We start from the raw sequence: 25,904 nt of genomic DNA, 5'->3' as shown, positions 1-25,904 counted from the left end.
CGAAGCCAAGCGTCACCAGATCTGCATGCATCTGCTTGGCAGTGCGCCGCTCTTTGCGCGATTTGCGCTGCTCTGTCAGCAGCCAACCCGACAGTTTCTCCGCAAACGGATCCAACTTACTTTGTCGCGTCGGCACCTTGAAACTAGGCTCAATTATGTCAGCTCGCAGATACTTCCTGATGGTGTTGCGAGATAGCCCGGTCCGCCGTGAAATCTCGCGAATGGGCATCTTGTCCCTCAAGGCCCACCGTCGAATAATGCTCAAAAATCCCATGTCTATCACTCCAATTACCCCCGACAAATCTGGTCAAGGGCAAGGTTGCACATGGGTCATTTCTCAGTGACAATTCTGACCTCTACCGGGTCAGTTCTGAGTGACATTCAACAACCAGATCATAAAAATCACCAAGCACGGCACTGCGCTCAATAGCGCCAGAGGCAAGCGGGATTATCAATTCACCAATATGATCGACTGTCGTTTCAAAGCTGTCGACAAAAATCCGCGCCTTTTGTAGCAATGCATCATCGGCCTCGCGCATATCCGCTTTAAATGCGCCGATGAGATCGACATGGGTTCCAGGCTTAATCCATTCGCCTTTGATGAGCGGCTCAAGGCAATAGGTTGCCGCTGACACGATATCATTTTGCCCACATGCCTCTGCCAAATTTTCAACGGCATGGGCATCTTTTTTCGTAGCTAATTTTTCAGCGTTTTTAAATGTGCGGTTCCAAATCGATACATTCTTGATCGATGGAAAAATGGCGCGGTAAGCGTCAATAAGATTATCCCCAACGGTGCCGGCACCCACAATCAATAGATTTTCAGGCTCTGGATTTGCCAATAGTTTTGCACCCAGAACGCTATCACCAGCCGTTTTCCATTTGGTGACGATATCGCTTTCAATCATCGCCTTGGGGGTACCGGTCTCATCGTCAAAGATCAACATAGCGCCCTGCACAGTTGGCAAATTGCGCTGCGGATTATCAGGACTGACCGTTACTGATTTGACACCTTGGCCAAGACCTTGAATGGCCGCAGCGCGTGAAAGAAGGGTTTTGTTGCCGCAGTCTAAAAACTGATCGCCAAGTGTCGCCTTGGGCAGTTTGTGGCCTGCTATGATTGCATCACAGATCATCTGCCAATTCATGAGGTGATCTGCGTCAGTCGATTTAATGAATTGTATGTCCATGATCGTGAATACATCCGATATCTTAAATGTGAAGCTGTTCGTGACCATGCATAAAAATGAATCGGGCACAACCATTCGCGATATCGCCCGCACATCCGGCGCGACACTTTAAGCAAATAACCCGCCCCAAAAGCACTAAGCCCCTAACGTGTCAAAGATAGTTTTGATGGTCTCGGCAACATGCTGCAGGCCTAAATCTTTCTCTCGCCGTTTGTGCCATGCCAGATGCAGCGGAAAACCACTAACAGCGACAGGAGGCTCAAATATTGCAACGTCTTCACGGCCATGAAGAGCAAGGCTGCGCCGAGGCACCATCGCCATAAAATTTGACGAAGTAAGGATGCGCGGGATCATTTGAAACGATGGAACAACAACACCCACCTTGCGTGAGCGGCCCATTGTTTCGAGTTTTTTATCAAGCGGGGAGCGAAGCGCGCCCTGCCCTGATACAAGAATATGGGGCCAATCAAGCCAGACATCCAAACCAAAGTCTTCTGCGGCAGGATGGTCTGCACGCATAGCAACAACATAATCTTCTTCGATCAATATATGTGTATCGATATGCTCTATATCGTTTTCAAACACAGAAATTGCCAGATCCGCGTCTTCATCTCTGAGCTGCTGAAGCGTTGCTTCAGAGCCATGCCAAGGTTGAAAAACAACCGTGATTCCTGGCGCTGTGACGCTAAGCGCTGCGATAAGTGGGCCAGCAATAATCGCAACCGGATCGTCTGAGGTGGTAATGCGGACAATCTGTTTTATGTCTTTGAGATCAACCGCAGGCGGATCGACCAAATCAACAACATTCAAAAGAAGCGATTTGAGCGGCGCTCTGAGCGCTTCAGCTTTCGCCGTACGGTACATGATACCCCGACCACGTTCGAGCAACGGGTCACGAAACAAATCGCGGCAGCGTTGCAGAGCATTAGAAACGGCGGGCTGCGTCATGTTGAGGCGAAGCGCAGCACGGCTCACATGTGCCTCATCAAGCAGCGCATCAAGCACGATTAAAAGGTTTAAATCTACACTTCTTAAATTCATGAAATCTATAATAGACTATATCTAATATCATTTGGAATAATTTATTGAGAACATTTAAATCGGGTTCTACACACCAACTGGAGTTTAGAAATGCCCGCAACTTTAATCTTACTTTTCCATCGAGATTTATCACAATCAAAAGCCAATGCAGCCCTCGCGAAGGCAGCGCAAACGGTTAAAGACGTTCAGGTCGTCGATATGCAGGCCCGTTATCCCGGCGGTGTCATCGATATATTTACAGATGCTGGCGCGGATGCAGAAATGCTGCTGTCTGCTGACCGGATCATTTTGCAATTTCCCATCCAGTGGTACGCCACACCAGCACTGCTCAAAGCATGGCAGGATGCTGTTTTAACTAGAATGTATTATATCTTTGCAGAAGCTGAAGGCGATCACCTTAAAGGCACGCCGCTCATGGTGGCAGCAACAGCAGGCAATACTTCAAGCGCTTACGGACGTGATGGTGCCAACCGCTATACGATAGATGAATTGCTCACACCGCTGAAAGCAACAGCGCATCGTTGCGGTTTGGCATGGCACTCTCCCTATCTGGTATTCACTGCAGATAAATTAGAACCCTCTGAATTAGAGGATGCGGCGCTGGGTTATGTGAACGCTATCGAACATTTCATTTCAGCGACGTCCGGCTCTTCAACCAACGAGGCAGCGTAACGTTATGATTGAAAATCTACATGATACGCTCATCGCTTCTAAGCGCGGCACACCAAAACTTTTTATCGCTTCGGGCTTGGCTATACCGCTAGGGCTTGGCGTGCAGTTCCTACTTGCTGGCCACGCATTATTCGCTCAAGCCACTTGGGATGCACACATAATGTTTGGCGCACTTTTAAGCATTCCAATTCTATTGCAGTTTTCATATGCCGCAATCGTGCCTCACCTTCGTGGGTTTATCTGGTGGGCAAGCGCAGTTTTAGTGCTCTATTTAATACAAATTATGTTGGCGGCTGGCGGCACGGCAACCCTCGCCTACCATCCTTTTAATGCCGCCCTTCTACTGACAGCTTCGCTTATCATGCTGTTCAAGGTCGAACGGCGTCGTGCATATAGCTTCCCGCATTCTTAAACATCAGACCACAAACAAAGGCATCAACACCGAATTAATCGATGTTGATGCACTCTAAAACAACAGGCAATCACAGAACGCGAAATGCGGGGCTATATCATTCAGCCGCTATCTTGCTGATCTCAGGCTTATTGATTTGGTTCAAGAGATCTTCCCGTCTCTTATCATGAGCTGCACGCGCTTCATCTTTGACTGGACCAAAGCCCCGCACCTGATCAACCAATGATAAAAGAGCCAGCGCTATGTGTGCAGGCGCAGAATCAAGCTTATTCAAAACCAGATCAATATCCTGCTCATATTGCGTAATTAAAGCACGTTCCGCTTTGCGCTCTTCACTTCGGCCAAATGGGTCGAAGGGCGTTCCGCGCAAGCCTTTCATTTTTGTCAAAAGACTGAACAGCTTTAATGTCAGCGGACCAAATTCACGTTTCTTTGGTCGCCCGTTTGGCGCAGTACCACTGAGCACAGGCGGCGCTAGATTAAACGAAATCCGATAATCACCATCAAACTGCTCATCTAGCGCAGCTTTAAATTCCGGCGCAGTGAAAAGCCGTGCAACCTCATATTCGTCTTTATAGGAAAGTAGTTTCGAATAGTTTTGAGCGACGGTGCGCGTGAGAGCTTCACCGTTTTTAATGTCACGCGCCGCGCTGCGCACCTTAGCAACAACCTGCTTATAACGCTCTGCCAGATCCTTGTTTTGATATGCTGTCAGATGCGCTACGCGATGTTCAATCAGCGTATCAAGTGTCATCTCATCTTGAGCAATCTGAGGTGACTTGTCGCGCAATTTTGACATGACAAAATCAGGATCATGAGCCAGCAGTCGGCCCCAATTCAAAGCGACAATATTTGCATCAATTGCAATACCGTTCAGGCGTATCGCCTCTTCCAAAGCGTCAATGCCAACCGGCACAAGGCCTTTTTGAAAAGCATAACCGAGCATCATAATATTGGTCGCGATTTCATCGCCTGCGACGGCAACCGCGATGTCAGAAAAATCACGGAAGTCATCTTTAGATCGCACCGTATCACTAACAGTGCGCTGAATTTCAGCAGCCTTAAAATCAAAGTCCCGCATCCGCACAAAATCTGAAACAGGAATAACCTTGGTATTAAGAATACCGTGGGTGCGCTTAGGGTCACAAATGATCGTGCCCTCTTTAGAGGCCGCAACAACAGCATCGGCTGCGATGATCACATCGGCACAACCATTGGCAATGCGCGGTGCACGCACCGGATAATCCTTTGGCGAAATGCGGATATGACTAAGAACAGCACCGCCTTTTTGAGCAAGCCCTGCCATATCCATAATCAAAGGGTTCTTGCCTTCAATATGTGCAGCCATACCAATCAGCGCGCCGATCGTTAAAACGCCCGTACCGCCAACCCCCGTAACAGCAATGTTCCAAGGTTTTTCCATAGACGGCAGTTTTGGTTCAGGCAGAATAGAAAAATCAGGCATTTGTGCCGGCGCGTTCTTTTTCTTCTTGCTACCACGAACCGTTACAAATGAAGGGCAGAACCCTTTAAGGCAGGAATAATCCTTATTACAGGCAGATTGGTTGATCTGACGCTTGCGGCCGAATTCTGTTTCCTTTGGTTCGATAGCAATACAATTTGATTGCTTTGAACAATCGCCGCACCCTTCACAAACGCTAGGGTTGATAAATAACCGCTCATCTGGATCAGGCGCAGCATTGTGCTTACGGCGTCTGCGTAGTTCCGCTGCACATGTTTGAACATAAACAATAGCGGTCACACCAGAAATCTCGCGCAGTTTCACCATAACCTGATCAATATAATCGCGGTGTTTGACAATCACGCCAGCAGGCAAATCTTTCGATTCATAAAGCTCCGGCTTGTCAGACAACAAATAGATCGTTTCCACACGTTCATTGTGCAGTTGATGCGCCAATTGCTGCGGCGAGAGTTCGCCGTCAAGCGGCTGACCGCCCGTCATCGCAACCGCATCATTATAAAGCAATTTATAGGTAATATTTGCCTTGGCAGCGACCGATGCTCGAACGGCCAATATGCCCGAATGGAAATATGTGCCGTCGCCCAAATTGACGAAACGGTGCTTCTCATCCGTATAACGACCAATCGCCGTCCACGGCACACCTTCCGCGCCCATATGAGAAAAGGTTTCCGTATTTCGGTCCATCCATTGCACCATGAAATGACAGCCAATGCCCGCCATCGCTTTTGAGCCTTCAGGCACACGGGTGGATGTATTGTGTGGGCATCCGGCACAATAATGCGGCAAACGCGTCACCGGAGCCACATGTTTCAAACCTTCAAATTGGCGATGCTCCAGAACGTGTAATTTAGTTTCAATGCTTGCCGCCAAACCTTCGGGCAAACCCATTTTCAAAATTCTATCAGCGATTGCGCGCGCAACTGAGCCAACCGTCAACCCCGCAGACAAAGACAGGAACGGTTTATCCTTTTCATCGAACTTACCAACAATACGAGGCCGCACATCGGCGCGCCAATTAAACAACTGTTCTTTAATCTGGTTTTCAATCAGCTCGCGGCGTTCTTCAACGATCAGAACCTCCTCAAGCCCTTGAGAAAATTCGCGAATACCAACCGGTTCAAGCGGCCAAGGCATCCGTACTTTGTAAAGCCTTAGACCAATCGCTTTGCGTTCTTCAGGTCCAATGCCCAATTCTATCAGCGCCTGAACCACATCCTCATAGGCTTTGCCAGAGGCGACAATACCAAAACGGGCTTCAGGCGTATCCATCGTAACTTTGTTCACGCCATTCGCGCGGGCAAACGCAATCGCGGCATAGGCTTTCAGCTCCTGAAGGCGTTGATCCTGCACAAGCGGCGGATCAGGCCAACGCAAATTAAGACCGCCCTCTGGCATCTCGAAATCTTCTGGCAGAACGAACTGCGTTTGCTCCTGCGCCAAATCAATGACCGATGTTGTCTCAATGGTCTCGGAGATCACTTTATAGCCGACCCAGCATCCCGAATAACGAGACATGGCAATGCCAAACAGCCCCATTTCAATAAATTCATGAATTGAGGACGGATAAAGCATCGGCATCACGGCAGATATAAATGCATGATCGGACTGGTGCGGGATTGATGAGGATTTACACGTATGGTCATCGCCAGCAAAGGCTAGAACACCACCATGTTTTGAACTGCCAGCTGCATTACCATGTTTGAATGCATCGCCTGAACGATCAACGCCCGGACCTTTGCCATACCATAGGCCAACCACGCCTTCGCGGTTAGCTTGCTGTGACAGATGAACTTGTTGCGATCCCCAGATTGATGCAGCGGCCAAGTCTTCGTTCAAGCCCGGCTGAAAAGTGATATCAAGCGGGTCCAAATATTTCTTGGCGCGCACCAATTGCTGGTCATAACCGCCGAGCGGTGAGCCACGATAGCCAGAGATAAAAGTTGCAGTATTGAGCCCCGCTTCTCGGTCACGGCGCATTTGCACCATGGGCAAGCGCACCAATGCTTGCGTTCCAGACAGGAACACCCGCCCCGACGTTGCGGTATATTTATCATTCAATGTGATTTTCGCGCTCAATCTTCATCCTCCCGATGTTGAGTGACCGTCATTGGAAGAGCTCGGACCGGTTCGAATGACCGCGCTCAATTCCAACTCTGATATCAAACAGTAAGGCGACTAGGCAGAAACATCATCCCTATTATAGTGATTTTATAGGGCAGTAGAGAAACACCGTATCTTAAAACTAACAAAAAAGGAATATTTGTTACGCAATCTGGTCGAAAGCTATGACGTACCCATCAAAGCGCAATATAAAATCAAACAGGAACATCAGGCGTGTTTTTCACTTCTTTGAGCGTCAAACTTGTATTGATAAGCGAGACATGCGGCAGCTGGAGTAGCTTGTGCTTAACAGCCTCTTCGTAATCGCGAATGCTGCGGGCCAGCACTTTCAATATAAAATCATATTCTCCTGCTGTGGTATAACATTCAACCACTTCGGGAATATCTTTCGATGCCCGCTCAAACTCCTCAAGCGTATGGCGTTTATGTGAGGCCATTCGCACGAAGCAAAACGCCACAATATCGAAGCCCATTTTTTGCGCATCGAGCAGATATCGCTTGTCCGTAATATAACCTTCTTCTTGCAGCCGCTTGAGCCTGCGCCAGCAAGGCGTATGGCTCAACCCTGTTGCTTCACCCAGCTCCCGCATCGTAAGTTCAGGCTGCTTCTGCAACACTCTAAGAATACGCTTATCGGCCTCATCCATACGCTGTCCTCCCCTATGACATATATTCAGCGTTATACGCTTCCAGAAGCATATATATGAAAGCCGTCCTATTTAATTGCTAAATATTGAAACATAGTTGCCGTGCGCTGTCTAAACAGTGCCAAAGTGTTACGATAACATATCTTATTGAGGGCCAGATAACAGCAAAACACAAGCTTCTCGGATGCCGTTACAATTCGGCACACGCATAGGTTTAGTTGTAAATTAATCGAATAGAAACCAAAGCAGAAAATAATACATTAGTTTAACATTATTTTCACTCGGGCAAACGAACCTATAAAAAGTATAGCGAGAAATAGGTTGGCCATGACATCAGCTGATGCATAGGCCTTATCCCTGATGGTAGCCTTAAGGTTATACCTATCACACGCTAGAGTGAGGGGCTGTGCATGAAAACGTCTATGCGTTTACAATCAAAGGATAAATTGCCGCTTACCGGCCATAAGCGCTTGGATAATTTTAAAACAGATCTGTGCCACACCATCGTTGATCGCATGGAACAGGGTGTCATTGTCTTTGACCGTGAAAACATTCTTTTTGCCAACAAGACAGTTTGTGAAATTCTATCCGTCTCAGAGGATTTCCTCAGCCCCGGTTCTTCATTGGAAGAATTCATCAAATTCGGTGTCAAACGCGGAGACTATTATCCAAATTCTGAGCTCACCTTAGCCGGAATACGCATGCGCCTCATGGCAGGTGAAGATTTTGTACTGCTCCGTAAGACACCCAATGGCCGTTTTTTTCGCATCAATAGTCGGTTCCAAGATGGTATTGGCATTAGTACTTATACCGACATTACCGAAGAAACACGCGAAAAAGCCGTTTTAGAGACAACCGTTGAAACGATTGCACAAGGCCTCCTCGTTCACGACCGCGAGAACATCGTCATCGCCAACAAGCATATGTTGAGTGTGATGAATTTGCCTGCTGAAATCGTCGAAACGGGCACTCCATGGATAGAGTTTGTCAAATATCGCGCAGAACGCGGCGACTATGATAGTGTTGATGAGCACGTACAGAAAATTCTCGATGCGTTTGATTCACAAACAGGTTTCTCAACTGAAACCCGTGCTAACGATAAGACAATACGCGTTGAATGCCGCAATGCGCATGACATGATGTTTGTCACTTACACAGATGTGACGGACGCCAGAGCGCGTGAAACAAAGCTCCAGCAAAAAGAAGCTGAAGTGAGAGTTCTGGCAGAGACCGATAGTCTCACCGGCGTAAAGAACAGACGTGCCTTTGACGATTACCTCGCAAAACAGTTCAAGCACTGGCAAAAGAACTCAAATAATAGCCAAAAAGAATTGGCGCTCATCCTTCTTGATTTGGATCATTTCAAACCGGTCAACGACACCTATGGTCATAGTTTCGGAGATAATCTTCTAAAACGGGTTGCGCGGCGCTTTGGTAAAGTTATTCGAAAAAGCGATACGATTGCGCGCATTGGCGGCGATGAATTCGGCGCGATTGTCGAAGTCGATTGCAAGAACGAGGCAATAGAGATCGCAACCCGCATGCGCGATGCGACAAGACAGCCAATTCTGATCGATAAAACAAAACTGCGCGTGAATGCATCTGTTGGCATTAGTTACTTCTCCGATGGTTTTAATGATGCATCGGCTATGTTTGTTGGCGCGGATCTTGCGCTATACGCGGCGAAAGACGACAGCCGCGGTTCTGTTTATGAATTTGAACCTGAATTTGCATGTAACGCGAAGGCAAAATATCTTCTTGAACAAGACCTTATATCTGCTTTGGATAAGAATGAATTTGTCCTTTATTATCAGGTTCAACAAAATCTAAGCACTGGCGGCGTTGCTGGCTATGAAGCGCTAATGCGTTGGCAACATCCAACCAAAGGGCTAGTATCACCAGCAGATTTCATACCCTTGGCAGAAGAAACAGGCCTTATTGTTGAAATGGGGCGCTGGGCGCTCAAGCAAGCTGCGCGAGATTTTGGCGGAAAGGAGAATAAAACGCGCGTCGCCGTCAATGTTTCTCCAGTTCAGTTCCGCGAATCTAATTTGATCGAAGATATTCAGCAGGCGCTTGCAGAATATGATCTTGCGCCGCAACAATTGGAAATTGAAATAACAGAAGACGTCCTGATTGAGGACAATTCAAATACGCTCAATATCCTTGAAGGAATTCGCGCACTTGGTGTCGGCCTCTCACTGGATGACTTTGGCGCGGGATATTCCTCATTGGGTTATTTAACGCGTTATCCATTCAGCAAGCTCAAAATTGACCGCTATTTCATTGACCAAATGATCCGCGATGAGCGAAGCCAATCATTGGTAAAGTCAATTCTTTCCCTTGCTTCGAATATGGGCATGAAAGTGACAGCGGAAGGCGTGGAAACGCCTGAGCAGCTTGAACTTTTGATAAAAAGCAATTGTGATGAAGTTCAAGGATATCTGCTTGGCAGGCCAGAGCCGTTCAGCGCGATCAACAGATAGGCGGCCCCTGCAAAACAGCGCAGAACAGTTTTTCTTTGCGTGCACTGCACAAAACTCTTAAACGTGGCAGCATGATGTGCATGTCCCGAGTATTATAATGTTACCCGAAAGCCCAAAAAGTCACGAAGATTTAGTGTCGCGGTTTCGCTGGAACATTCCGGCGCGTTTCAATATTGGCGTTGCCTGCGCGGACGCTATTGCAAGCTTAACGCCTGAAAAGCCTGCAATTATTGATTATTCATCTGGAACACCGCAAACGCTTAGCTTCAAACAATTGGCCGAGCGATCAAGCCGATTTGCTTCTGCATTGGATGGCATTGGCATAAAGCGCGGTGACCGCGTCGCCATCATGCTTCCTCAAAGCATTGAGGCTGCCATCGCTCACTTAGGCATTTATAAGCTCGGCGCAATCGCTGTTCCGCTTGCCATGCAATTTGGGCCAGAGGCGATGCAACATCGCCTTTCAGCGTCAGGCGCGCGCGCTTTCATTGCTGATAGCGCAGGCTTGGAACGTTTAAGCATCATTCATTCCAACCTACCCGATTTACAAATAAGGATTTCAGTTGGACGCACAGGTAACGCGCATATTTTTGATGATTTAATTTCAAAAGCATCCACCAATTACCCATTCGCCAACACATTGGCTGATGACCCTGCGATGATGCTTTTTACATCTGGCACCACTGGACAGCCCAAAGGCACATTACACGCGCACCGTGTTCTACTGGGCCATCTTCCGGGTATCCAAATGGCGCAAGGCTTCATGCCTCAAAATGGGGACCGCCTATGGACACCATCTGATTGGGCTTGGGCTGGCGGTCTATTAAACGCTTTGTTGCCTGCCCTTTATTTTGGCGTAACCGTCGTTGCAGCCCGCGCTCCAAAATTTGAAGCAGACTGGGCGATAGACCTCATAGGCAAGGCTGAGATTCGCAATATTTTCATGCCGCCAACAGCATTAAAATTGATGCAATCCAATTTAAGAAAAGCCCCGAAATTAAATATTCGCTCCATCGGTTCTGCGGGTGAAGCGCTGGGCGGGAAAACGCTGGAATGGGCAAAACAACACTTCGGCGTCAGCATCAACGAATTTTACGGCCAGACAGAATGTAATGCGATCATCAGTGCCTGCCATGAACTTGGCACAATTAAATCTGGCTCGATGGGCAAAGCGGTACCAGGCCATAATGTCGTCGTTCTTGATGAAGAAGGAGAAATTGCCAAAACGGGCGAGGTTGGGGAAATTGCCGTTAAAAACGATAGCCCCGTCATGTTCCTGCGATATTTCAACAATGACACTGAAACTGCCAAAAAGTTCAAAGGTGACTGGTTACTAACCGGCGACCGCGCATTGTGCGATGACGAAGGTTATTTCCATTTTGTCGGGCGCAACGATGATATCATTATTTCAGCTGGTTACCGTATTGGCCCGACTGAAATTGAAGATTGCCTGACCGCCCATCCAGCCATTGAGCTGGCGGCCGTTACGGGAAAAGCAGATGCAACACGCACACAAATCATTGTGGCCCATATCAAACTTGTTGAAAATGAGCGGCCAAGCGAGCAGCTAAAATTGCAAATTCGCGACTTTGTGAAAACGCGTCTATCGGCCCATGAATATCCGCGTGAGATAAATTTCGTCGATTCGATCCCGATGACGGAAACGGGCAAAATTATTCGCAAAGCATTTCGCAGCTAGAACAAACGTTCCTGCTTATCGTTTTCCAAGCATGAGCTTTAAACGTGCACTCACATTTTTAGCTGTTTTCTTCGTCGAACTATACAGATCCATTTGGGCTGCCGCTTGACGTACTTCACGTTCTTTACTCGGATCAACACCAATCACAAGCGTCGCCATCTCGGCATTATCCTGCCAAAGATGTGACATCATCGGATGATCTTCAGAAGCGCAGCTGTCGGCAAATGTAATGTTCGGGTCATCCAAAAGTGCTTCAGTTGTGCGCACCATCAGCAATTTACCCGGTGAGAACGCACGCATGGTTTCATCATAAGCGATTTTCCATGTCCAAGCTGAACCGCTTTCGATAAACACAATGAGCGAAGCAATAACGCGGTTATCAAGCTTCAACATATAGATACGGCATTTATCAACTTCCGCCAGCGAGTTCACCGCTTCACGTGCAAAAGCTGCCCGCAATCGGTCCGACGCTAGTGATGTGCGTTGTTTGCCTTTCCAACCTGCATTTTCAAGAAGCAGAAACTCCTCCATGCCCTGACGTATTTCAGTTGGGTTACGCGCAATCTCAAAAACAAAATCGCCCTGCCCCTCCATCTTGCGCCATAGGCGCCCGAAGTCTCGGCGGTGGTGGCTGCCCATGCTCTCTTTAAAGTAAACATCTGCATCGGCAGTCGCATCTAAAACGGGCCGTTTGACGGTGCGGGTAGTGGCCAGAGGCAAGCCATTGGAAAGCGCAACAGATCTCAAAAGAGAAACAACAGGGCTATTCAACATGACATCGGGAAACGCGATGATCTTCGGCAAAGGAACAGTTGGTAATGATAGCGTACCAAACAAATCTTCAATGATTTGCATCGCTTCGCGGCGCTCAACAATCGGCGTTCCCAATGGTCCATAAGGGTTTGCCCATGCACGGATAAGATCAGGTCCGATTGCAAAACCGGGCTTTTCTACGGTAAATGGCATCAAAAAACGGGTTTCAGAAGAACGATCATCTGAATCCTGAAGCACCAAAAGACGTACCTGACGCTCATCAAGGCGTGGCATTGCCGGCACGCAAAAGCGTGGGCTGAAAAACACATTTGGTTCTATGCAATAGTCACCAGCGCGCTCAATTGTCGGTAAAAGATCAAAACCTGCTTTGGCTGGGAAAACCCGAAAATGGCGACTTCCTTTCGACAGACGGCTAACTTCAGGGATATTGTCCTTATACTCGCTCGCAGGCGTACCTGGCATAACAAGCGGTGTTTCAACAATCTCTTCATCAATAATCGGCAATGCAGACATTTTAAGAAACTTCCTCATCAAGGGCGGGCGAAAATACAAACATCGAAACACCAATTCGCACCCGTACTATGTAGAACAGGGCTAATGTTTCAAAAACGGTGGCAATGGCGGTCGCAGCAGCAGCACCATAAATGCCAAATTGAGGTATCAAAATCAGGTTCAAAGCGATGTTAATCGCTAGAACAGCCCCAAATACAGCCGCGCAAATATTCTGATTACCCGACATATTCAAAAGGTTTTCAGCAGGGCCAATGCTGGCTCTAAACACTACACCCGTGACCATGATAAACAGAACAGGATAGCCTTCACGGAAAGCTGAACCGAACATCGAAAGCAACAGCGGCCCAGCAGCAAGCACGATAATGCCCATGATCAGTGATGGCCAGAATGTCCAAGTTGCCGAGCGGCGCGCCAACAAACGCAATGCGGATTTATCATCATCGTCGATACGCGCTGCGAACAGGTTAGAAACACCGGCTTTAACAGCAAAGAAAACAAAATGGACAAGGGCTAAGGTTTTTGCGGTTGCGTAATATATACCCACGCTTTCGGGGTCCAACATGATGCCAACCATAAAAACATCGGCGTGAACGAGCAAAGAAAAGAAGCCGTCCACGAGAAAAATAGGAAGCGCAACCAATATCCAATTCTTCATTTCAATGCGCGGTTTAGCTTTTGTATATGCGCGATCCAAACCCCGAATAATGACAAAATGTTGGATAAGAGTGCTGAAATAACTCGCAATGACAGCGCAAACCAACCCCGTCACCCCATTAACCGGATAATCTAAAAGCCAAGCGCCAACCATCAATGCCAAGATGAATAATGGGCGCAGCAAATATGTAGGCGCAAGGGCCCTAATAGGCCAGCTATTGGCGCGCGCCGTACCATCAAGCATATCACCCAATGCGATCATAGGCAGTGCAAAAACACCAACAATGAACGGCAAAACATAGTGGCTATCAAAGAAATTTGAACCATAATAGGCAACGCAAATCGTAGCTATTGCTGCGATTGTAGAGCTCAACAATACGAAAACCCGGCTTGTCAGCAAAATGCCGTGCACACCCGCAAGATCGTTTTTCTCACGATATTGCGGCAGAAACCGAATGATCGCCGTGGGAAAACCAAGGCATGACAAATTTCCGATGACGACCATGGCAATCCATACCATGACAAAAATGCCATATTCATAAGCGCCCATAAAACGAGCAAGGACAACTTGGCTTACAAAGGCGATTGCAGCGCTAAATATGCGGATAGAAAAAGCAATAATTGAAGCGCGCTGCGCGCTAGAAGCATCATCCGTACCAGACAGCGCAATATCCAAACGCTCGGCGAAGGGCCGCAAACGCGCAAAAAGCGACGTTGGAAAGAATGTTTCAGCTGTTTGTACTGCAGAGAACCGCAATGTCTTCACCCATAAATTGAATATGAGTGGGTTATACGCCGATTGGCTTAAAATTTTGTTCGCATATGAGCCGCGTTCAAATTGCTGAAAGACATGGTAAACCAAGCACTAACGCAAAGGGCCTGCACGATTAATAATTCGCGCAGGCCCTTCAATTAAACCAAGTTTCGTTTTGAAAATTTAAGCAAATGCACCATGGCAATGTTTAAATTTCTTGCCCGAACCACATGGACATGCCTCGTTACGACCAATTTTACCCCATGTCTCAGGGTTTTCGGGATCACGGTCCTCGGGTGCAACAAACCCAAGCGCAGCAGAAGACAATGCAGCCGCGGCACCGGCAGGGCTTGAGCCTTCGCCAAAGTCGTTTTCGCCCGTTGTGCCGTCAATGTGGCGACCTTCCATTTCTGGCAATTCAGGCTCCGGCGCATCAGCCGCTTCGCGTACAATTTCCACACGCATCAGTTTTGATGTTACTGAAACACGTAAACTTGCAAGCATTGTTTGGAACAGCTCAAAAGCTTCCTGCTTATATTCTTGCAATGGGTCACGCTGCGCATAGCCTCTAAAGCCAACAACTGAACGCAAATGATCAAGCGCGACCAAGTGCTCGCGCCACAACTCATCAATCGTCTGCAAAATCAATGACTTCTCAACATAAGTCATGATCTCTTGACCGAACCGTTCGGTACGCTGCGCAGCAACATCATCGCTAACTTTGAGCAAACGCTCCAGCATATCGTCTTCAGCAATACCTTCTTCTGCGGCCCATTCTTCAATCGGCGCATCTATATTAAGCTGCTCGATCACCGCTTCTTTAAGTTCAGCAATATGCCATTGCTCAGCATAGGCTTTTTCAGGAATGTGCTGGGAAATGAGGTTTTCGATTACTTCATGGCGCATTTCTGTGACTGTTTCAGTCAGATCTTCGCTGTCCATAACCTCAAGACGTTGTTCAAAAATAACCTTACGTTGGTCATTCATCACATCATCATATTTCAGCAAATTCTTACGGATATCGAAGTTGCGCGCTTCAACTTTACGCTGCGCCTTTTCAAGCGCTTTGTTGATCCACGGGTGAACAATCGCCTCGCCGTCTTTCATGCCAAGCTTTGTGAGCATGCCGTCCATGCGCTCTGACCCAAAGATACGCATCAGATCATCTTGCAAGGACAGGTAAAACTTAGAACGGCCCGGGTCGCCTTGGCGGCCAGAACGGCCACGCAACTGATTATCAATACGGCGGCTTTCATGGCGTTCTGTCGCCAGAACATAAAGACCGCCAGCGTCTAGCGCCTCTTTCTTCAAAACTTCAATTTCAGCAGCAATTTCCGCTTTGCGTTTTTTGAGTTCGGCTTCATCCGTAACATCGCCCAGTTCCTGCGCAACACGCATTTCCAGGTTACCGCCGAGCTTAATGTCCGTACCACGGCCAGCCATATTGGTCGCAATCGTGATTGAACCGGGCACACCTGCCTGAGCAACAATGAAAGCTTCGCGTTCATGCTGACGCGCATTGAGAACTTCGTGCTTCACACCGCCTGCTTTGATGGCATTTTCAACATCGCTCAGCGATGTCTTCAAATATTCAGCAAACTCTTTTTCTTTGCCTTCTTTAATCGCAGCAATACGGCTTTCCAACTTACCTTTCAGCGCTTGCAAATATGAAACATTGCTGAGGAAACTGGAAAGAAGCTCCGACTTTTCAATCGATGTTGTGCCCACAAGAACCGGCTGTTTGCGGTTTTGGCAAGAAATAATATCCAACACAACGGCATCGTATTTTTCTTCAACAGAACGATAAACTTCATCGTCTTCATCGATACGTTTAACGGGAAGGTTTGTTGGAATTTCAGAAACACCAAGACCGTAAATATTGCCGAATTCTTCCGCTTCGGTAGAAGCTGTACCGGTCATACCCGATAGTTTTTCATACATGCGGAAGTAGTTCTGGAACGTCACAGAAGCCAGCGTCTGGTTTTCAGGCTGGATAGTTGTGCCTTCTTTTGCCTCAAGCGCTTGGTGCAAGCCTTCAGAGAAACGGCGACCGGGCATTTGGCGGCCCGTAAATTCATCAATAATGACGATATCGTCACCCTTGACCATATAATCTTTGTCGCGCTGGAACAGCTTATGCGCTTTCAGCGCATTATTGATATGGTGAACAATTGAAACGTTCTCGACATCATAAAGATTGTCACCTTTGAGCATGCCAGCTTCACGCAAAAGGTTTTCAACGCGCTCAGTGCCATCTTCGGTAAATGTCGAAGATTTTTGCTTTTCGTCAATCGTGAAGTCTTCATCATTCAACATCGGAATGAATTTATCGATCTGAACATAAAGCTCGGACTTATCTTCAAGCGGGCCTGAAATAATAAGCGGCGTACGTGCTTCGTCCACCAGAATGGAGTCAACCTCATCGACCACGGCAAAGAAATGTTCACGCTGCACCATTTGCGAGCGGTCCATTTTCATATTGTCGCGTAGATAATCAAATCCAAGCTCGTTATTTGTCGCGTAAGTCACGTCGCAGTCATATGCTGCTTTGCGCGCATCATCATCCATTCCATGAACAATGACACCGCAGCTCATGCCAAGGAATGAGAAAATCCGGCCCATCTCTTCGCTGTCGCGCTGCGCAAGATAGTCGTTTACGGTAACAACATGAACGCCCTTGCCTGCCAGAGCGTTGAGATATGAGGGTAATACCGCAACAAGCGTTTTACCTTCACCTGTGCGCATTTCGGAAATTGATCCGTCATTTAAAACCATGCCGCCGACCAGCTGCACATCAAATGGGCGAAGCCCTAACGCGCGCACAGATCCTTCTCGTGCAACAGCAAAGGCTTCCACCAAAAGACTATCAAGTGTTGCGCCATCTGCGATGCGTTTGCGAAACTCATCCGTCTTTGCGCGTAGCTGCTCATCTGAAAGCGCTTGTATTTCACTTTCAAGCGCATTGATTGCAGCAACATTGCTGTCGAATGATTTTAAATAACGGTCATTTGCCGTGCCGAAGATTTTGGCTGCGATGCCGCCGATACTGACCATTATATATGGTCCTTTCCGTTAAAGCCGACTTGGATAAGTCGCTGAAATGAGTTGCAGCTACAATTGCTGCAATTGAACAGTTTTGGCACTCAGGTTTGAAAAATCCAAGCTGGACGCGCCACATTCGGACAGATAAGAGTGGCATTAATCGATGTCAACGCTACGACCAATGCCATTAATACGCCACGTTCACGGGTTGTTGATCGCAAAACGAAGCAAAACTAAAGAAATGGACTATTATCCCATGACACTAACGTCAACTAGCCTACCGTTGAACGCAGTTCGCACACGTAAAGTTGCGCGCTTTTCTGCAGCTATTTTTGCCATTGGCAGCGTTTTTAGCACAGCGGCATTCGCGCAAGATGCTGAAGATAAAATTATTGGCACATTGGGCGGCGAACCAATCATGCAAAGTGATTTGGCTTTAACGGTTAGTGAAATGGGCGAGCAACTGGGCCAAGTTCCTGCTGAACAGCAGCAATTTGCCGCGCTTATGGCGCTGATCGACATTAAGCTACTGGCTTCCAAAGCACGCGCAGATGGCCTTGATCAGGATGACGAGTTTAAAAAACGCGCTAAATTTTTAGAAGAGCGCACTCTTCATAACATCTTGTTCAGAAAAGATGTCATCGACGGCATAGCAGATGAAGAAGTGCGCGCACGTTATGACAAAGAAGTTGCTGCAACACCTTCCGAAAATGAAGTAAACGCAGCGCATATTTTGGTGGAAACCGAAGAAGCAGCTAAAGAAATCATCAAAGCGCTTGATGACGGTGCAGATTTTACTGATTTGGCGAAAGAAAAATCAACAGGCCCATCTGGTCCTCAAGGTGGCGATTTGGGCTATTTCACAAAAGGCCGCATGGTTCCTGAGTTTGAAGAAGTTGCTTTTGCACTTGATGCAGGCGGTTACACCAAAGAGCCCGTTAAAACACAATTTGGTTATCATGTGATTTTGGTAAAAGACATTCGCCCTGTTCAGCCACCAGCATTTGAACAGGTTCAGCCACAAATCCGCGCAACTTTGCTACGTGAAAAATATTTCAACTACATCAAAGGTCTTCGTGACACAGCTGAAATAAATATCGAAGACGAAGCGCTCAAAGCAGCTTATGAAAAAGCAATAGCGGAACAAGAAGCACAGTAAACATGGCGAAACCATCACCTGTATCCCCACTGGCACCAAAACAGGTGCCAGTATTGCCGCCAATAAAAGGCGTTACGCTGGCCACAGCTGAGGCAGGCATAAAATATAAAGGCCGCACAGATGTGATGGCGATGATTTTTGATCAGCCCGCAGCCGTTGCAGGCGTGTTTACAAAATCAAAATGCCCGTCAGCGCCGGTGGACCTTTGCCGTGCTCATTTGCCTAAGGGCCGCGCAAAAATACTGATTGTCAATTCGGGCAATGCAAATGCCTTTACCGGCAAAAAAGGCATAGCGGCAACAAAGCTTACAGCTGAAATCGCTGCAAAAGCTGCCAATTGCGCCATTGATGAAGTGTATCTTTCTTCAACGGGTGTAATCGGCGAGCCTTTGGATGCGACAAAATTTGAAGGCCACATTGAGCAGATGGTTAAAACCGCTGAGCCCGATGCATGGTATCAAAGCGCGCAAGCCATTATGACGACCGATACATTTGCCAAAGTTGCAACCCAAACGGCGAGCATTGACGGCAAAAACTACACGATCAACGGCATGAGCAAGGGCGCAGGTATGATCGCCCCTGATATGGCGACAATGCTTGCTTATGTGGTAACAGATGCTCCTGTTTCTGCGGCTGTTTTGCAAGACTATCTATCTGCATCGACCAAAACGACATTCAATGCCGTGACCGTTGATGGAGACACATCCACCTCTGATACGCTACTGGCGTTTGCAACAGGCGCAGAAGAATTCACAAACCCTGATGATGAAATGCTAGCAGCGTTCAAAGCAGCATTTCATGCTGTGCTTCATGATCTGGCTATGCAAATCATTCGCGACGGTGAAGGCATCCGCAAAGTTATGCGTGTTGAGGTTGAAGGCGCAACATCGCAAGATGCCGCCAAGAAAATCGCAATGTCCATCGCAAACTCTCCGCTTGTAAAAACGGCGATTGCTGGCGAAGATGCCAATTGGGGCCGCGTTGTTATGGCTGTTGGCAAAGCTGGCGAACCAGCCGACCGCGACCGTCTTCAAATTCGCTTTGGCGATATTATCGTTGCAAGAGACGGTGAACGCGAAGAAGGCTATAGCGAAGAAAAATGCGCCGCTTATATGAAAAATGATGAAATCGTCATCGGCGTCGACATTGGCCTTGGCTCGGAACGCTTTACCGCGTGGGGCTGCGATTTGACCAAAGAATACGTAGAAATCAACGGCGATTACAGAAGCTAAACCAGTTAATTTACCTTCTTTAATTGCGCAGTAGGAGTTGTTGAAGCCTTTGCCTAAACTTTCACTTGTAAGACGACTGGAAGCCGTTGGTTTTCGTGCATGGCCCGCTGCATCTGTTCATTATGACGGAAGCTGGGCCGTAAGGCTCACAGCAAGCCACCCTTCACGCAGGTTAAACTCGGTCAATCCACTCGACCCTGCGGATCAACGTGATTTTGAAAACCGTATTGCCCGTATGGAGCATCGCTTCGCATCCTATAACAGGCCATTGGTTTTCAGGCTTTCCCCGCTTGCGCCCGCCCCTTTGGCAGCACATTTTGACAAGGAAGGCTGGCAACGCGTTGCTGAAACGCACGTACTCATGGCAACATTGAAAGACATGGACCTTGATTCAGGCATTTATCAATTGCCGGGCAAAGACATCGGGCGCTTCGTTGATGCCTCCATCTCTATCAGGGGCGAAGACCCTGAGCGCAAACCTGGGCTTACCGAAGTTTTAGAAGCAATCCGCCCGCCCAGCGGCATGTTCGTCATGGAAGATGATAAAGGCCCCGTTGCGTGCGCATTATGTGTACGTGATAATGATATGGCTGGCCTTTTTGACATTGGTGTACGCCATGATTGTCAGGGCATGGGATATGGCCGCTCTATCGTGCGAACGGCATTGCGCTGGGCCCGCCAACAAGGCGCCAAAACAGCATGGCTACAAGTAGAGGCAGCCAATAAGGGTGCCAACGCGCTTTATAGCCGCTTGGGCTTCTCTGAAGTCTATTCCTATGTGTACCGCACCAGAAAAAATGATCATCATGAGTAATATACTCCTTGTTCCAGCGTGCGCGCTTGTTGATACCGACAACCGAATATTGCTGGCTCAGCGCCCTGAGGGAAAATCCTTGGCTGGTTTGTGGGAATTTCCGGGCGGAAAGATCGAACAAGGCGAAACGCCCGAAGAAAGTCTTGTGCGAGAACTTAAAGAAGAGCTCGGCATTACAACCCAAACGGCATGCCTTGCCCCTTTAACATTTGCCAGTTACGCCTATGAAAAATTCCATCTCCTGATGCCATTATTCATTTGCCGTAAGTTTGAAGGCATTCCAATGCCGCAGGAAAATCAAACGCTTAAATGGGTCCGCCCTGAAAAATTACGCGACTATCCTATGCCACCGGCAGACGAGCCACTGATCCCAGTGCTTCAAGATTTGCTGCGTTAACAAGCTCCCATCACAAACGTTCAACATCGTTAATCAATCGTTTAATCAAAACTGATAATAGTCATTACATAGATGACGACGATTACTATTACGGAGTTTGCGTTATGAGTGACGAATTGGAATGGGCAATAATTCGCGGTGAAGATGAACGCCAAACTGCGACGAAAAAAAACAGCACAATTCGCATTGCACTTCTTTTTGGCGGCGTAGCCGTAGCCTTGGGACTTTTCGCAACTCCGTTCCTTGATCGCAATAGCGGCGCTAGTCAAAGCTTCCACATGCTTGCAAACAACATTGACCCCTTCACAACAGCAAGCACGCGAAACAGCGCAAGCCCTCAAAAATCATACACGATACGGCGTTCTGTTTTGCAAAAAAGCCCTGTTGCAAAATGCATTATTCAAACCAATGGCGCGCCAATCGGCGATTGTTAAATTGCAACGAATATTCTTCAGCTTGAATTAGTCAACAAATGAAACCACTTCATCTTGTTGTTTTCTTAATGCATGCATTAACTTATTTGCGTTAGATAATTGAGCTCAAGGATTTATACAGATGCTAAAACAATTTTTATCTAATGAGCACGGTGCAACAGCGATTGAATACGCATTAATCGCGGCGATGCTGTCATTGGCAATTATCGGCGGTGTCTCAAGCACATTTAATGCGATTGAGCACATGTTTTCCGACAATGAATCACATATCAGCACAGCATTAAACTAGCTGTTTGCCGTTCTGTCCTTCAACACTTTGGCAAGGCTTTGCGTTGCACTGCCTGGTTTGAGCGGCTGTGGCTGCGAGGCATCCGGCGCCCATCCAGACATCCATATAAATGAAAATGTCGCACGAATTCGCCCATCTGAATCAGCAAAATTCTCTGCATAATGTTGAGCAGCATTATGAAAAAGATCACGGCGGCTTAAACTCTTTTGTCTTTCAACAAGCGTGTTGGTTGCCCCCATCGCACGTAAATCCAGCATAAGATCAAACATCGTGTCATAGCGCACAACAACGCTATCAATATCAGTGACAGGCAAGGCAAATCCTGCGCGCTGCAAAAGCCCGCCAGCATCGCGCACATCCATAAATGGCAAGACGCGCGGCCTCACACCACCTGAAATTTTACTTTCTGCCGCAAACAGGCTTTGGCGTAGCTCCGTGAGTGTGTCGCCGCCAGGAACACAGGCTAGAAAAAGGCCGTCCGGCTTTAGCGCACGGCAATATTGTATCAACATACCCGGCATATCATTGGCCTGATGAAGGCTCGAAACATCGATAATCAAATCTTCAGACTGCACATCAAGTCCCAATATGTCCCCATGCCGTAATTGCACATCATCCATAGCCGCAGATATTTGCAGCGTTTTTTGATCATCGAAATGCGCCCGAACAAAGCTTGGGTACATACTCACAAACCGACCAGATTTAAATTCTCGGTTCGTAATATCGAGGCGGTCTTTTAAATCCTCTAAAATGCGGGCGAGCAAAAAATCTGCACCGGCAATCTTGAGCCGTTCTGCACGCTGAACTGCTGCATCAACTTGCTTTTTATCAATAATGGTGCGGATACTCATAAACTGCTTTCATCAAGGCTGATTGTTTTGAAACTACAAATGAGAACTTGGGCGAAAAATGCAAGTCGTTCCGTCTTTGGAACTCTATTTCCTGATGTTTGTCTTGGTTGCGGCGCTTTTGTTACCAAGCAGGGAGTTGTTTGTGCAAATTGCTGGTCCAAGCTTCAATTCATCGAACGCCCCTATTGTGAAATAAACGGCACGCCTTTCACTGTCGATTTTGGCCTTGGCGCTGTCAGTGCAAACGCCATCGCCAATCCGCCTCATTATCATGCCGCGCGTTCAGCAACTATACATTTGAGCATCGCTCGGCAATTGGTAACGCGCTTAAAATACGCGGATAGAACAGATCTTGCGCCATGGATGGCCGATTGGATGATCCGAGCAGGACGCGAATTTATTGATGAAGCAGATTTGGTCGTGCCCGTTCCCCTGCACCGATGGCGTTATTTCTCGCGCCGCTATAATCAATCCGCTGAGCTGGCCCGTATCATTGCTAAAAAAACGAGCAAAGCCCATTGCCCATCTGCATTGTTAAGAAAAAAGCCGACACGGCAGCAAGTTGGCCTTAATTTGCGCCAACGGCAGGAAAATGTTCGCGGCGCGTTTATTGTGCCTGCAGATCAACACATACAGATTGCGGGGCGAACAATTTTGTTGATCGACGATGTTTTGACCACCGGCGCAACGGTGAATGCGGCGGCCAAAGCATTGCAAAAATCAGGCGCAGCCAAGGTTTATGTTTTGACCTTTAGTCAAGTGGTTCCACAATTCATTGAGCCGCACAAAATTCGCTCAAGCTGATTGAACACTGTAAATTGATGCAAATTGCATTTGCTCAAAGACAAACAGCGCCTATATACGCGTTTGAAACGTTAGGAAAAACAATGGCAAAAGTAACAATCTATACGCGCAAAATGTGCGGTTTCTGTTCAGCAGCAAAATCGCTGCTCAATAAGAAAAAAGTATCGTACAAAGAACATGATGCAACTTTTGATCCTGCGCTTAAAAAAGAAATGATACAGAAATCAAACGGCGGCTCTACGTTCCCGCAAATCTTTATTGGTGAGCTTCATATTGGCGGCTGTGATGATCTTATGGCGCTGGAACGTGCCGGTAAACTTGACCAACTTTTGAAAGCTTAAATATGCGCTGTGCAGCAATTCAAATGCGATCCGGCATTGATGTCGCCGCAAACATTACCGCGATGGATAAATTGGTGCGCGATGCAGCCGCCGATGGTGCTCAATATATTCAAACGCCAGAAATGACAGGGCTTTTGCAAAAAGATCGTAAAGCCTTGATGGCCGCGATAAAGCCAGATCAAGATGACCTCGTTCTTGGCACAGCAGCAAGCCTTGCCAAAGAACTGCACATTTGGCTGCATATTGGCTCCACACCCATTTTGCTGGAGGGCGGCAAGGTTGCAAACCGCGCAGCACTTTTCTCACCTCAAGGCATCCGTGCGGCGACATACGACAAAATTCATATGTTTGATGTGGATCTCGACAATGGTGAAAGCTGGCGTGAAAGCGCTGTTTACGAGCCAGGCGAGGCAACGCAAATCGTTCAAGCCGGTGAAATGCTACTTGGCCTTGCCATTTGCTATGATGTGCGCTTTCCAAATATTTTCCGCGATCAAGCCTTAGCAGGCGCGAATGTTTTAACGACACCGGCAGCTTTTACCAGACAAACGGGTGAAGCCCATTGGCACGTTCTGCAGCGCGCACGCGCCATAGAAAATGGGGCTTATGTTATCGCCGCTGCACAAGGCGGCACCCATGAAGATACCCGCGAAACATATGGCCACTCAATCATTGTTGATCCCTGGGGAGCTGTTCTGGCTGAAAAAGCCGACGATAAGCCCGGCTATATTATTGCCGATATCGACATATCTAAATCTGTAGAAGCGCGTAAAAAAATACCGAATTTGAAAAACGCCCGCCCGTACCGGGTTGAAACACAGCATACCGAATAAAGTCATGAAATTTTCACTTGAATGTAAAAACACCCACGCCTTTGAAGGTTGGTTTAAATCAAATGATGATTTTGAAACGCAATCAAAGCGTGGTTTTTTAGAATGCCCTATTTGCGGCACGCATGAAGTGGCCAAATCATTGATGGCACCATCTGTTTCGACAGGCCGCCAAAAAGAAAAAATCCAAGTCGCCGCTGGGCAAAAAGCGCAGGCCGAAATTATGGCCAAGATGATGGAATTTGCTAGAGAAGTGAAATCCAAAGCCGATAATGTGGGTGATAAATTTCCTGAAGAAGCGCGCAAAATACATTATGGTGAAGCCGATAGCAGGCCCATCTATGGTAAAGCGTCTAACGAGGAAGTCGCCGAGCTTTTGGATGAAGGCGTTGAACTCATGCCCCTACCCGATGTTCCAGATGATGAGAAGTTGAACTAGACAGGCCTTATGTATCGGCTTCTCGCTTCGCAACAACCATGTAATTAACATCCATATCTTTTGATAAACGCCAGTCATCCGTCAATGGATTGTAGAAAACGCCGCTCTGTTTAAAAACAGATACACCTGTACCATCCAGCGCAGCATCAATTTCAGTCGGTTTGACCAGCTTTTCAAATTGATGCGTGCCTTTAGGCAACCAACGCAAAACATTTTCCGCCATAAAAATCGCCAATGCCCGCGCTTTAGCTGTTCGGTTAATTGTCGCGATAAAGATCAAACCACCCGGTTTGACCATATGCGCACAGGATTTCAAAAACAGATCAACATCGGAAACATGTTCAACAACTTCCATGTTCAAAACAACGTCGAACTTTTCACCTTTCGCATCAAGGTTTTCAGAAGTCGTCGCGCGGTAATCTATGGCCAGCCCTGACTGATTTGCATGTATTTTAGCAATTTCAATATTCTTTTCTGACGCATCAGCACCCACAACATCCGCGCCCATGCGTGTCATAGGCTCGCACAATAGACCGCCGCCGCAGCCAATATCCAGAACACGCAATCCAGAAAATGGCTTATCTTTTGAAACATCAAGCCCAAAATGCTCAGTCATTGTCTCGCGAATATAGCGCAAACGCACCGGATTGAACTTGTGCAACGGCTTAAACTTACCAGCAGGGTCCCACCATTCAGCAGCCATTGCTGAAAAACGGTCAACATCTTCCTGATCAATTGTTGTGGCATTATCTGCGGACATGGCAAGCTCCTTATCGCCAAGAGATTGAGCGTCAGTGCCCTCAAGTCAAGAGGCACAGTGCCGCAG

General features: G+C 47.6%; 23 protein-coding genes and 2 pseudogenes. 14 read left to right on the top strand and 11 right to left on the bottom strand.

Features of this window, described 5'->3' with window-relative positions:
• From N530_RS18895 to N530_RS0112205, 3 genes and pseudogenes are all read right to left on the bottom strand, one after another.
• A pseudogene (locus N530_RS18895) lies at nucleotides 1-274 on the bottom strand (IS21 family transposase); the annotation flags it as partial.
• 82 nt (nucleotides 275-356) lie between these two features.
• Entirely contained in the window at nucleotides 357-1,190 is an 834-nt protein-coding gene (locus N530_RS18075) for an ornithine cyclodeaminase family protein (RefSeq protein WP_162150957.1), read from the bottom strand.
• A 135-nt stretch (nucleotides 1,191-1,325) separates the two neighbouring features.
• The gene (locus N530_RS0112205) at nucleotides 1,326-2,231 is read right to left on the bottom strand and encodes a LysR family transcriptional regulator (RefSeq protein WP_026480912.1); all 906 of its coding nucleotides are present in this window, start codon (nucleotides 2,229-2,231) and stop codon (nucleotides 1,326-1,328) included.
• A 90-nt stretch (nucleotides 2,232-2,321) separates the two neighbouring features.
• On the opposite strand from N530_RS0112205, the gene N530_RS0112200 reads away from it, so the two are divergent.
• Both N530_RS0112200 and N530_RS0112195 read left to right on the top strand, forming a co-directional pair.
• On the top strand, nucleotides 2,322-2,903 hold the full coding sequence (locus N530_RS0112200; protein ID WP_026480911.1) for an NAD(P)H-dependent oxidoreductase: 582 nt from the start codon (nucleotides 2,322-2,324) through the stop codon (nucleotides 2,901-2,903).
• A 4-nt stretch (nucleotides 2,904-2,907) separates the two neighbouring features.
• A complete protein-coding gene (locus tag N530_RS0112195) occupies nucleotides 2,908-3,315 on the top strand; it encodes a DUF6220 domain-containing protein (RefSeq protein WP_035267031.1) in 408 nt (135 codons plus the stop codon).
• Nucleotides 3,316-3,412: 97 nt separating this feature from the next.
• On the opposite strand, the gene N530_RS0112190 is transcribed toward N530_RS0112195, so the two are convergent.
• Both N530_RS0112190 and N530_RS0112185 read right to left on the bottom strand, forming a co-directional pair.
• Complete coding sequence (locus N530_RS0112190) at nucleotides 3,413-6,874, bottom strand: indolepyruvate ferredoxin oxidoreductase family protein (protein WP_026480909.1); 3,462 nt, start codon at nucleotides 6,872-6,874, stop codon at nucleotides 3,413-3,415.
• 239 nt (nucleotides 6,875-7,113) lie between these two features.
• The gene (locus N530_RS0112185; RefSeq protein ID WP_018690284.1) at nucleotides 7,114-7,566 is read right to left on the bottom strand and encodes an Lrp/AsnC family transcriptional regulator; all 453 of its coding nucleotides are present in this window, start codon (nucleotides 7,564-7,566) and stop codon (nucleotides 7,114-7,116) included.
• Nucleotides 7,567-7,976: 410 nt separating this feature from the next.
• On the opposite strand from N530_RS0112185, the gene N530_RS18690 reads away from it, so the two are divergent.
• Nucleotides 7,977-10,052 (top strand): EAL domain-containing protein, encoded by a 2,076-nt coding sequence (locus N530_RS18690; protein WP_051540928.1) that lies wholly within the window; start codon nucleotides 7,977-7,979, stop codon nucleotides 10,050-10,052.
• 97 nt (nucleotides 10,053-10,149) lie between these two features.
• The gene (locus N530_RS0112175; RefSeq protein ID WP_026480908.1) at nucleotides 10,150-11,751 is read left to right on the top strand and encodes an AMP-binding protein; all 1,602 of its coding nucleotides are present in this window, start codon (nucleotides 10,150-10,152) and stop codon (nucleotides 11,749-11,751) included.
• A gap of 15 nt (nucleotides 11,752-11,766) precedes the next feature.
• Here N530_RS0112175 and N530_RS0112170 read toward each other — a convergent pair whose 3' ends face one another.
• The 4 genes and pseudogenes from N530_RS0112170 to secA form a co-directional block, all read right to left on the bottom strand.
• Nucleotides 11,767-13,038, bottom strand: a complete 1,272-nt coding sequence (locus tag N530_RS0112170; RefSeq protein WP_026480907.1) for a GNAT family N-acetyltransferase — start codon at nucleotides 13,036-13,038, stop codon at nucleotides 11,767-11,769.
• Between the two features lies 1 nt (nucleotide 13,039).
• The gene (locus N530_RS0112165; RefSeq protein ID WP_247869194.1) at nucleotides 13,040-14,458 is read right to left on the bottom strand and encodes a lipopolysaccharide biosynthesis protein; all 1,419 of its coding nucleotides are present in this window, start codon (nucleotides 14,456-14,458) and stop codon (nucleotides 13,040-13,042) included.
• A 171-nt stretch (nucleotides 14,459-14,629) separates the two neighbouring features.
• The gene (locus tag N530_RS19530; protein WP_371179706.1) at nucleotides 14,630-14,773 is read right to left on the bottom strand and encodes an SEC-C metal-binding domain-containing protein; all 144 of its coding nucleotides are present in this window, start codon (nucleotides 14,771-14,773) and stop codon (nucleotides 14,630-14,632) included.
• A gap of 47 nt (nucleotides 14,774-14,820) precedes the next feature.
• Nucleotides 14,821-17,500: pseudogene (secA, locus tag N530_RS0112160) on the bottom strand (preprotein translocase subunit SecA); the annotation flags it as partial.
• A gap of 244 nt (nucleotides 17,501-17,744) precedes the next feature.
• On the opposite strand from secA, the gene N530_RS0112155 reads away from it, so the two are divergent.
• The 6 genes from N530_RS0112155 to N530_RS0112130 all read left to right on the top strand — a co-directional run bounded on the left by N530_RS0112155 (nucleotide 17,745) and on the right by N530_RS0112130 (nucleotide 21,813).
• Nucleotides 17,745-18,647 carry a peptidylprolyl isomerase gene (locus N530_RS0112155; protein ID WP_211097893.1) on the top strand — a complete coding sequence of 301 codons (903 nt, stop codon included), beginning with the start codon at nucleotides 17,745-17,747 and terminating at the stop codon, nucleotides 18,645-18,647.
• Nucleotides 18,648-18,649: 2 nt separating this feature from the next.
• Entirely contained in the window at nucleotides 18,650-19,879 is a 1,230-nt protein-coding gene (gene argJ, locus N530_RS0112150) for a bifunctional glutamate N-acetyltransferase/amino-acid acetyltransferase ArgJ (protein ID WP_026480903.1), read from the top strand.
• A 49-nt stretch (nucleotides 19,880-19,928) separates the two neighbouring features.
• Nucleotides 19,929-20,693: a GNAT family N-acetyltransferase gene (locus N530_RS0112145; protein WP_247869193.1), complete on the top strand. Its 765-nt coding sequence runs from the start codon at nucleotides 19,929-19,931 to the stop codon at nucleotides 20,691-20,693.
• On the top strand, nucleotides 20,677-21,090 hold the full coding sequence (gene mutT, locus N530_RS0112140; RefSeq protein ID WP_371179705.1) for an 8-oxo-dGTP diphosphatase MutT: 414 nt from the start codon (nucleotides 20,677-20,679) through the stop codon (nucleotides 21,088-21,090). Before N530_RS0112145 ends, mutT begins: the two co-directional genes overlap by 17 nt.
• Nucleotides 21,091-21,194: 104 nt before the next feature.
• The gene (locus N530_RS0112135; RefSeq protein ID WP_026480900.1) at nucleotides 21,195-21,524 is read left to right on the top strand and encodes a hypothetical protein; all 330 of its coding nucleotides are present in this window, start codon (nucleotides 21,195-21,197) and stop codon (nucleotides 21,522-21,524) included.
• 121 nt (nucleotides 21,525-21,645) lie between these two features.
• On the top strand, nucleotides 21,646-21,813 hold the full coding sequence (locus N530_RS0112130; protein ID WP_026480899.1) for a Flp family type IVb pilin: 168 nt from the start codon (nucleotides 21,646-21,648) through the stop codon (nucleotides 21,811-21,813).
• Here the strand turns inward: N530_RS0112130 and N530_RS0112125 are convergent.
• Nucleotides 21,810-22,664, bottom strand: coding sequence for an SAM-dependent methyltransferase (locus N530_RS0112125; protein ID WP_026480898.1), 855 nt, complete (start codon nucleotides 22,662-22,664; stop codon nucleotides 21,810-21,812). The two genes, N530_RS0112130 and N530_RS0112125, sit on opposite strands and share 4 nt — an antisense overlap.
• Before the next feature lie 39 nt (nucleotides 22,665-22,703).
• Here N530_RS0112125 and N530_RS18065 point away from each other — a divergent pair, with 39 nt between their 5' ends.
• The 4 genes from N530_RS18065 to N530_RS0112105 all read left to right on the top strand — a co-directional run bounded on the left by N530_RS18065 (nucleotide 22,704) and on the right by N530_RS0112105 (nucleotide 25,078).
• Nucleotides 22,704-23,468 (top strand): ComF family protein, encoded by a 765-nt coding sequence (locus N530_RS18065; protein ID WP_035267027.1) that lies wholly within the window; start codon nucleotides 22,704-22,706, stop codon nucleotides 23,466-23,468.
• 83 nt (nucleotides 23,469-23,551) lie between these two features.
• Nucleotides 23,552-23,809 carry a glutaredoxin 3 gene (grxC, locus tag N530_RS0112115; RefSeq protein ID WP_026480897.1) on the top strand — a complete coding sequence of 86 codons (258 nt, stop codon included), beginning with the start codon at nucleotides 23,552-23,554 and terminating at the stop codon, nucleotides 23,807-23,809.
• Nucleotides 23,810-23,811: 2 nt separating this feature from the next.
• Nucleotides 23,812-24,642, top strand: a complete 831-nt coding sequence (locus tag N530_RS0112110) for a carbon-nitrogen hydrolase family protein (protein WP_026480896.1) — start codon at nucleotides 23,812-23,814, stop codon at nucleotides 24,640-24,642.
• 4 nt (nucleotides 24,643-24,646) lie between these two features.
• On the top strand, nucleotides 24,647-25,078 hold the full coding sequence (locus N530_RS0112105) for a DUF1178 family protein (protein ID WP_026480895.1): 432 nt from the start codon (nucleotides 24,647-24,649) through the stop codon (nucleotides 25,076-25,078).
• Between the two features lie 7 nt (nucleotides 25,079-25,085).
• Here the strand turns inward: N530_RS0112105 and ubiG are convergent, their stop codons facing one another.
• On the bottom strand, nucleotides 25,086-25,838 hold the full coding sequence (gene ubiG, locus N530_RS0112100) for a bifunctional 2-polyprenyl-6-hydroxyphenol methylase/3-demethylubiquinol 3-O-methyltransferase UbiG (RefSeq protein WP_026480894.1): 753 nt from the start codon (nucleotides 25,836-25,838) through the stop codon (nucleotides 25,086-25,088).
• Between the last annotated feature and the right edge of the window lie 66 nt (nucleotides 25,839-25,904).

Source organism: Ahrensia sp. 13_GOM-1096m (genome assembly GCF_000620605.1).
In the GTDB taxonomy this organism is placed as follows: Bacteria; Pseudomonadota; Alphaproteobacteria; order Rhizobiales; family Rhizobiaceae; genus Ahrensia; species Ahrensia kielensis.
The sequence above is the reverse complement of the archived record's forward strand: the minus strand, read 5'-3'. Positions and strand labels throughout refer to the sequence as shown.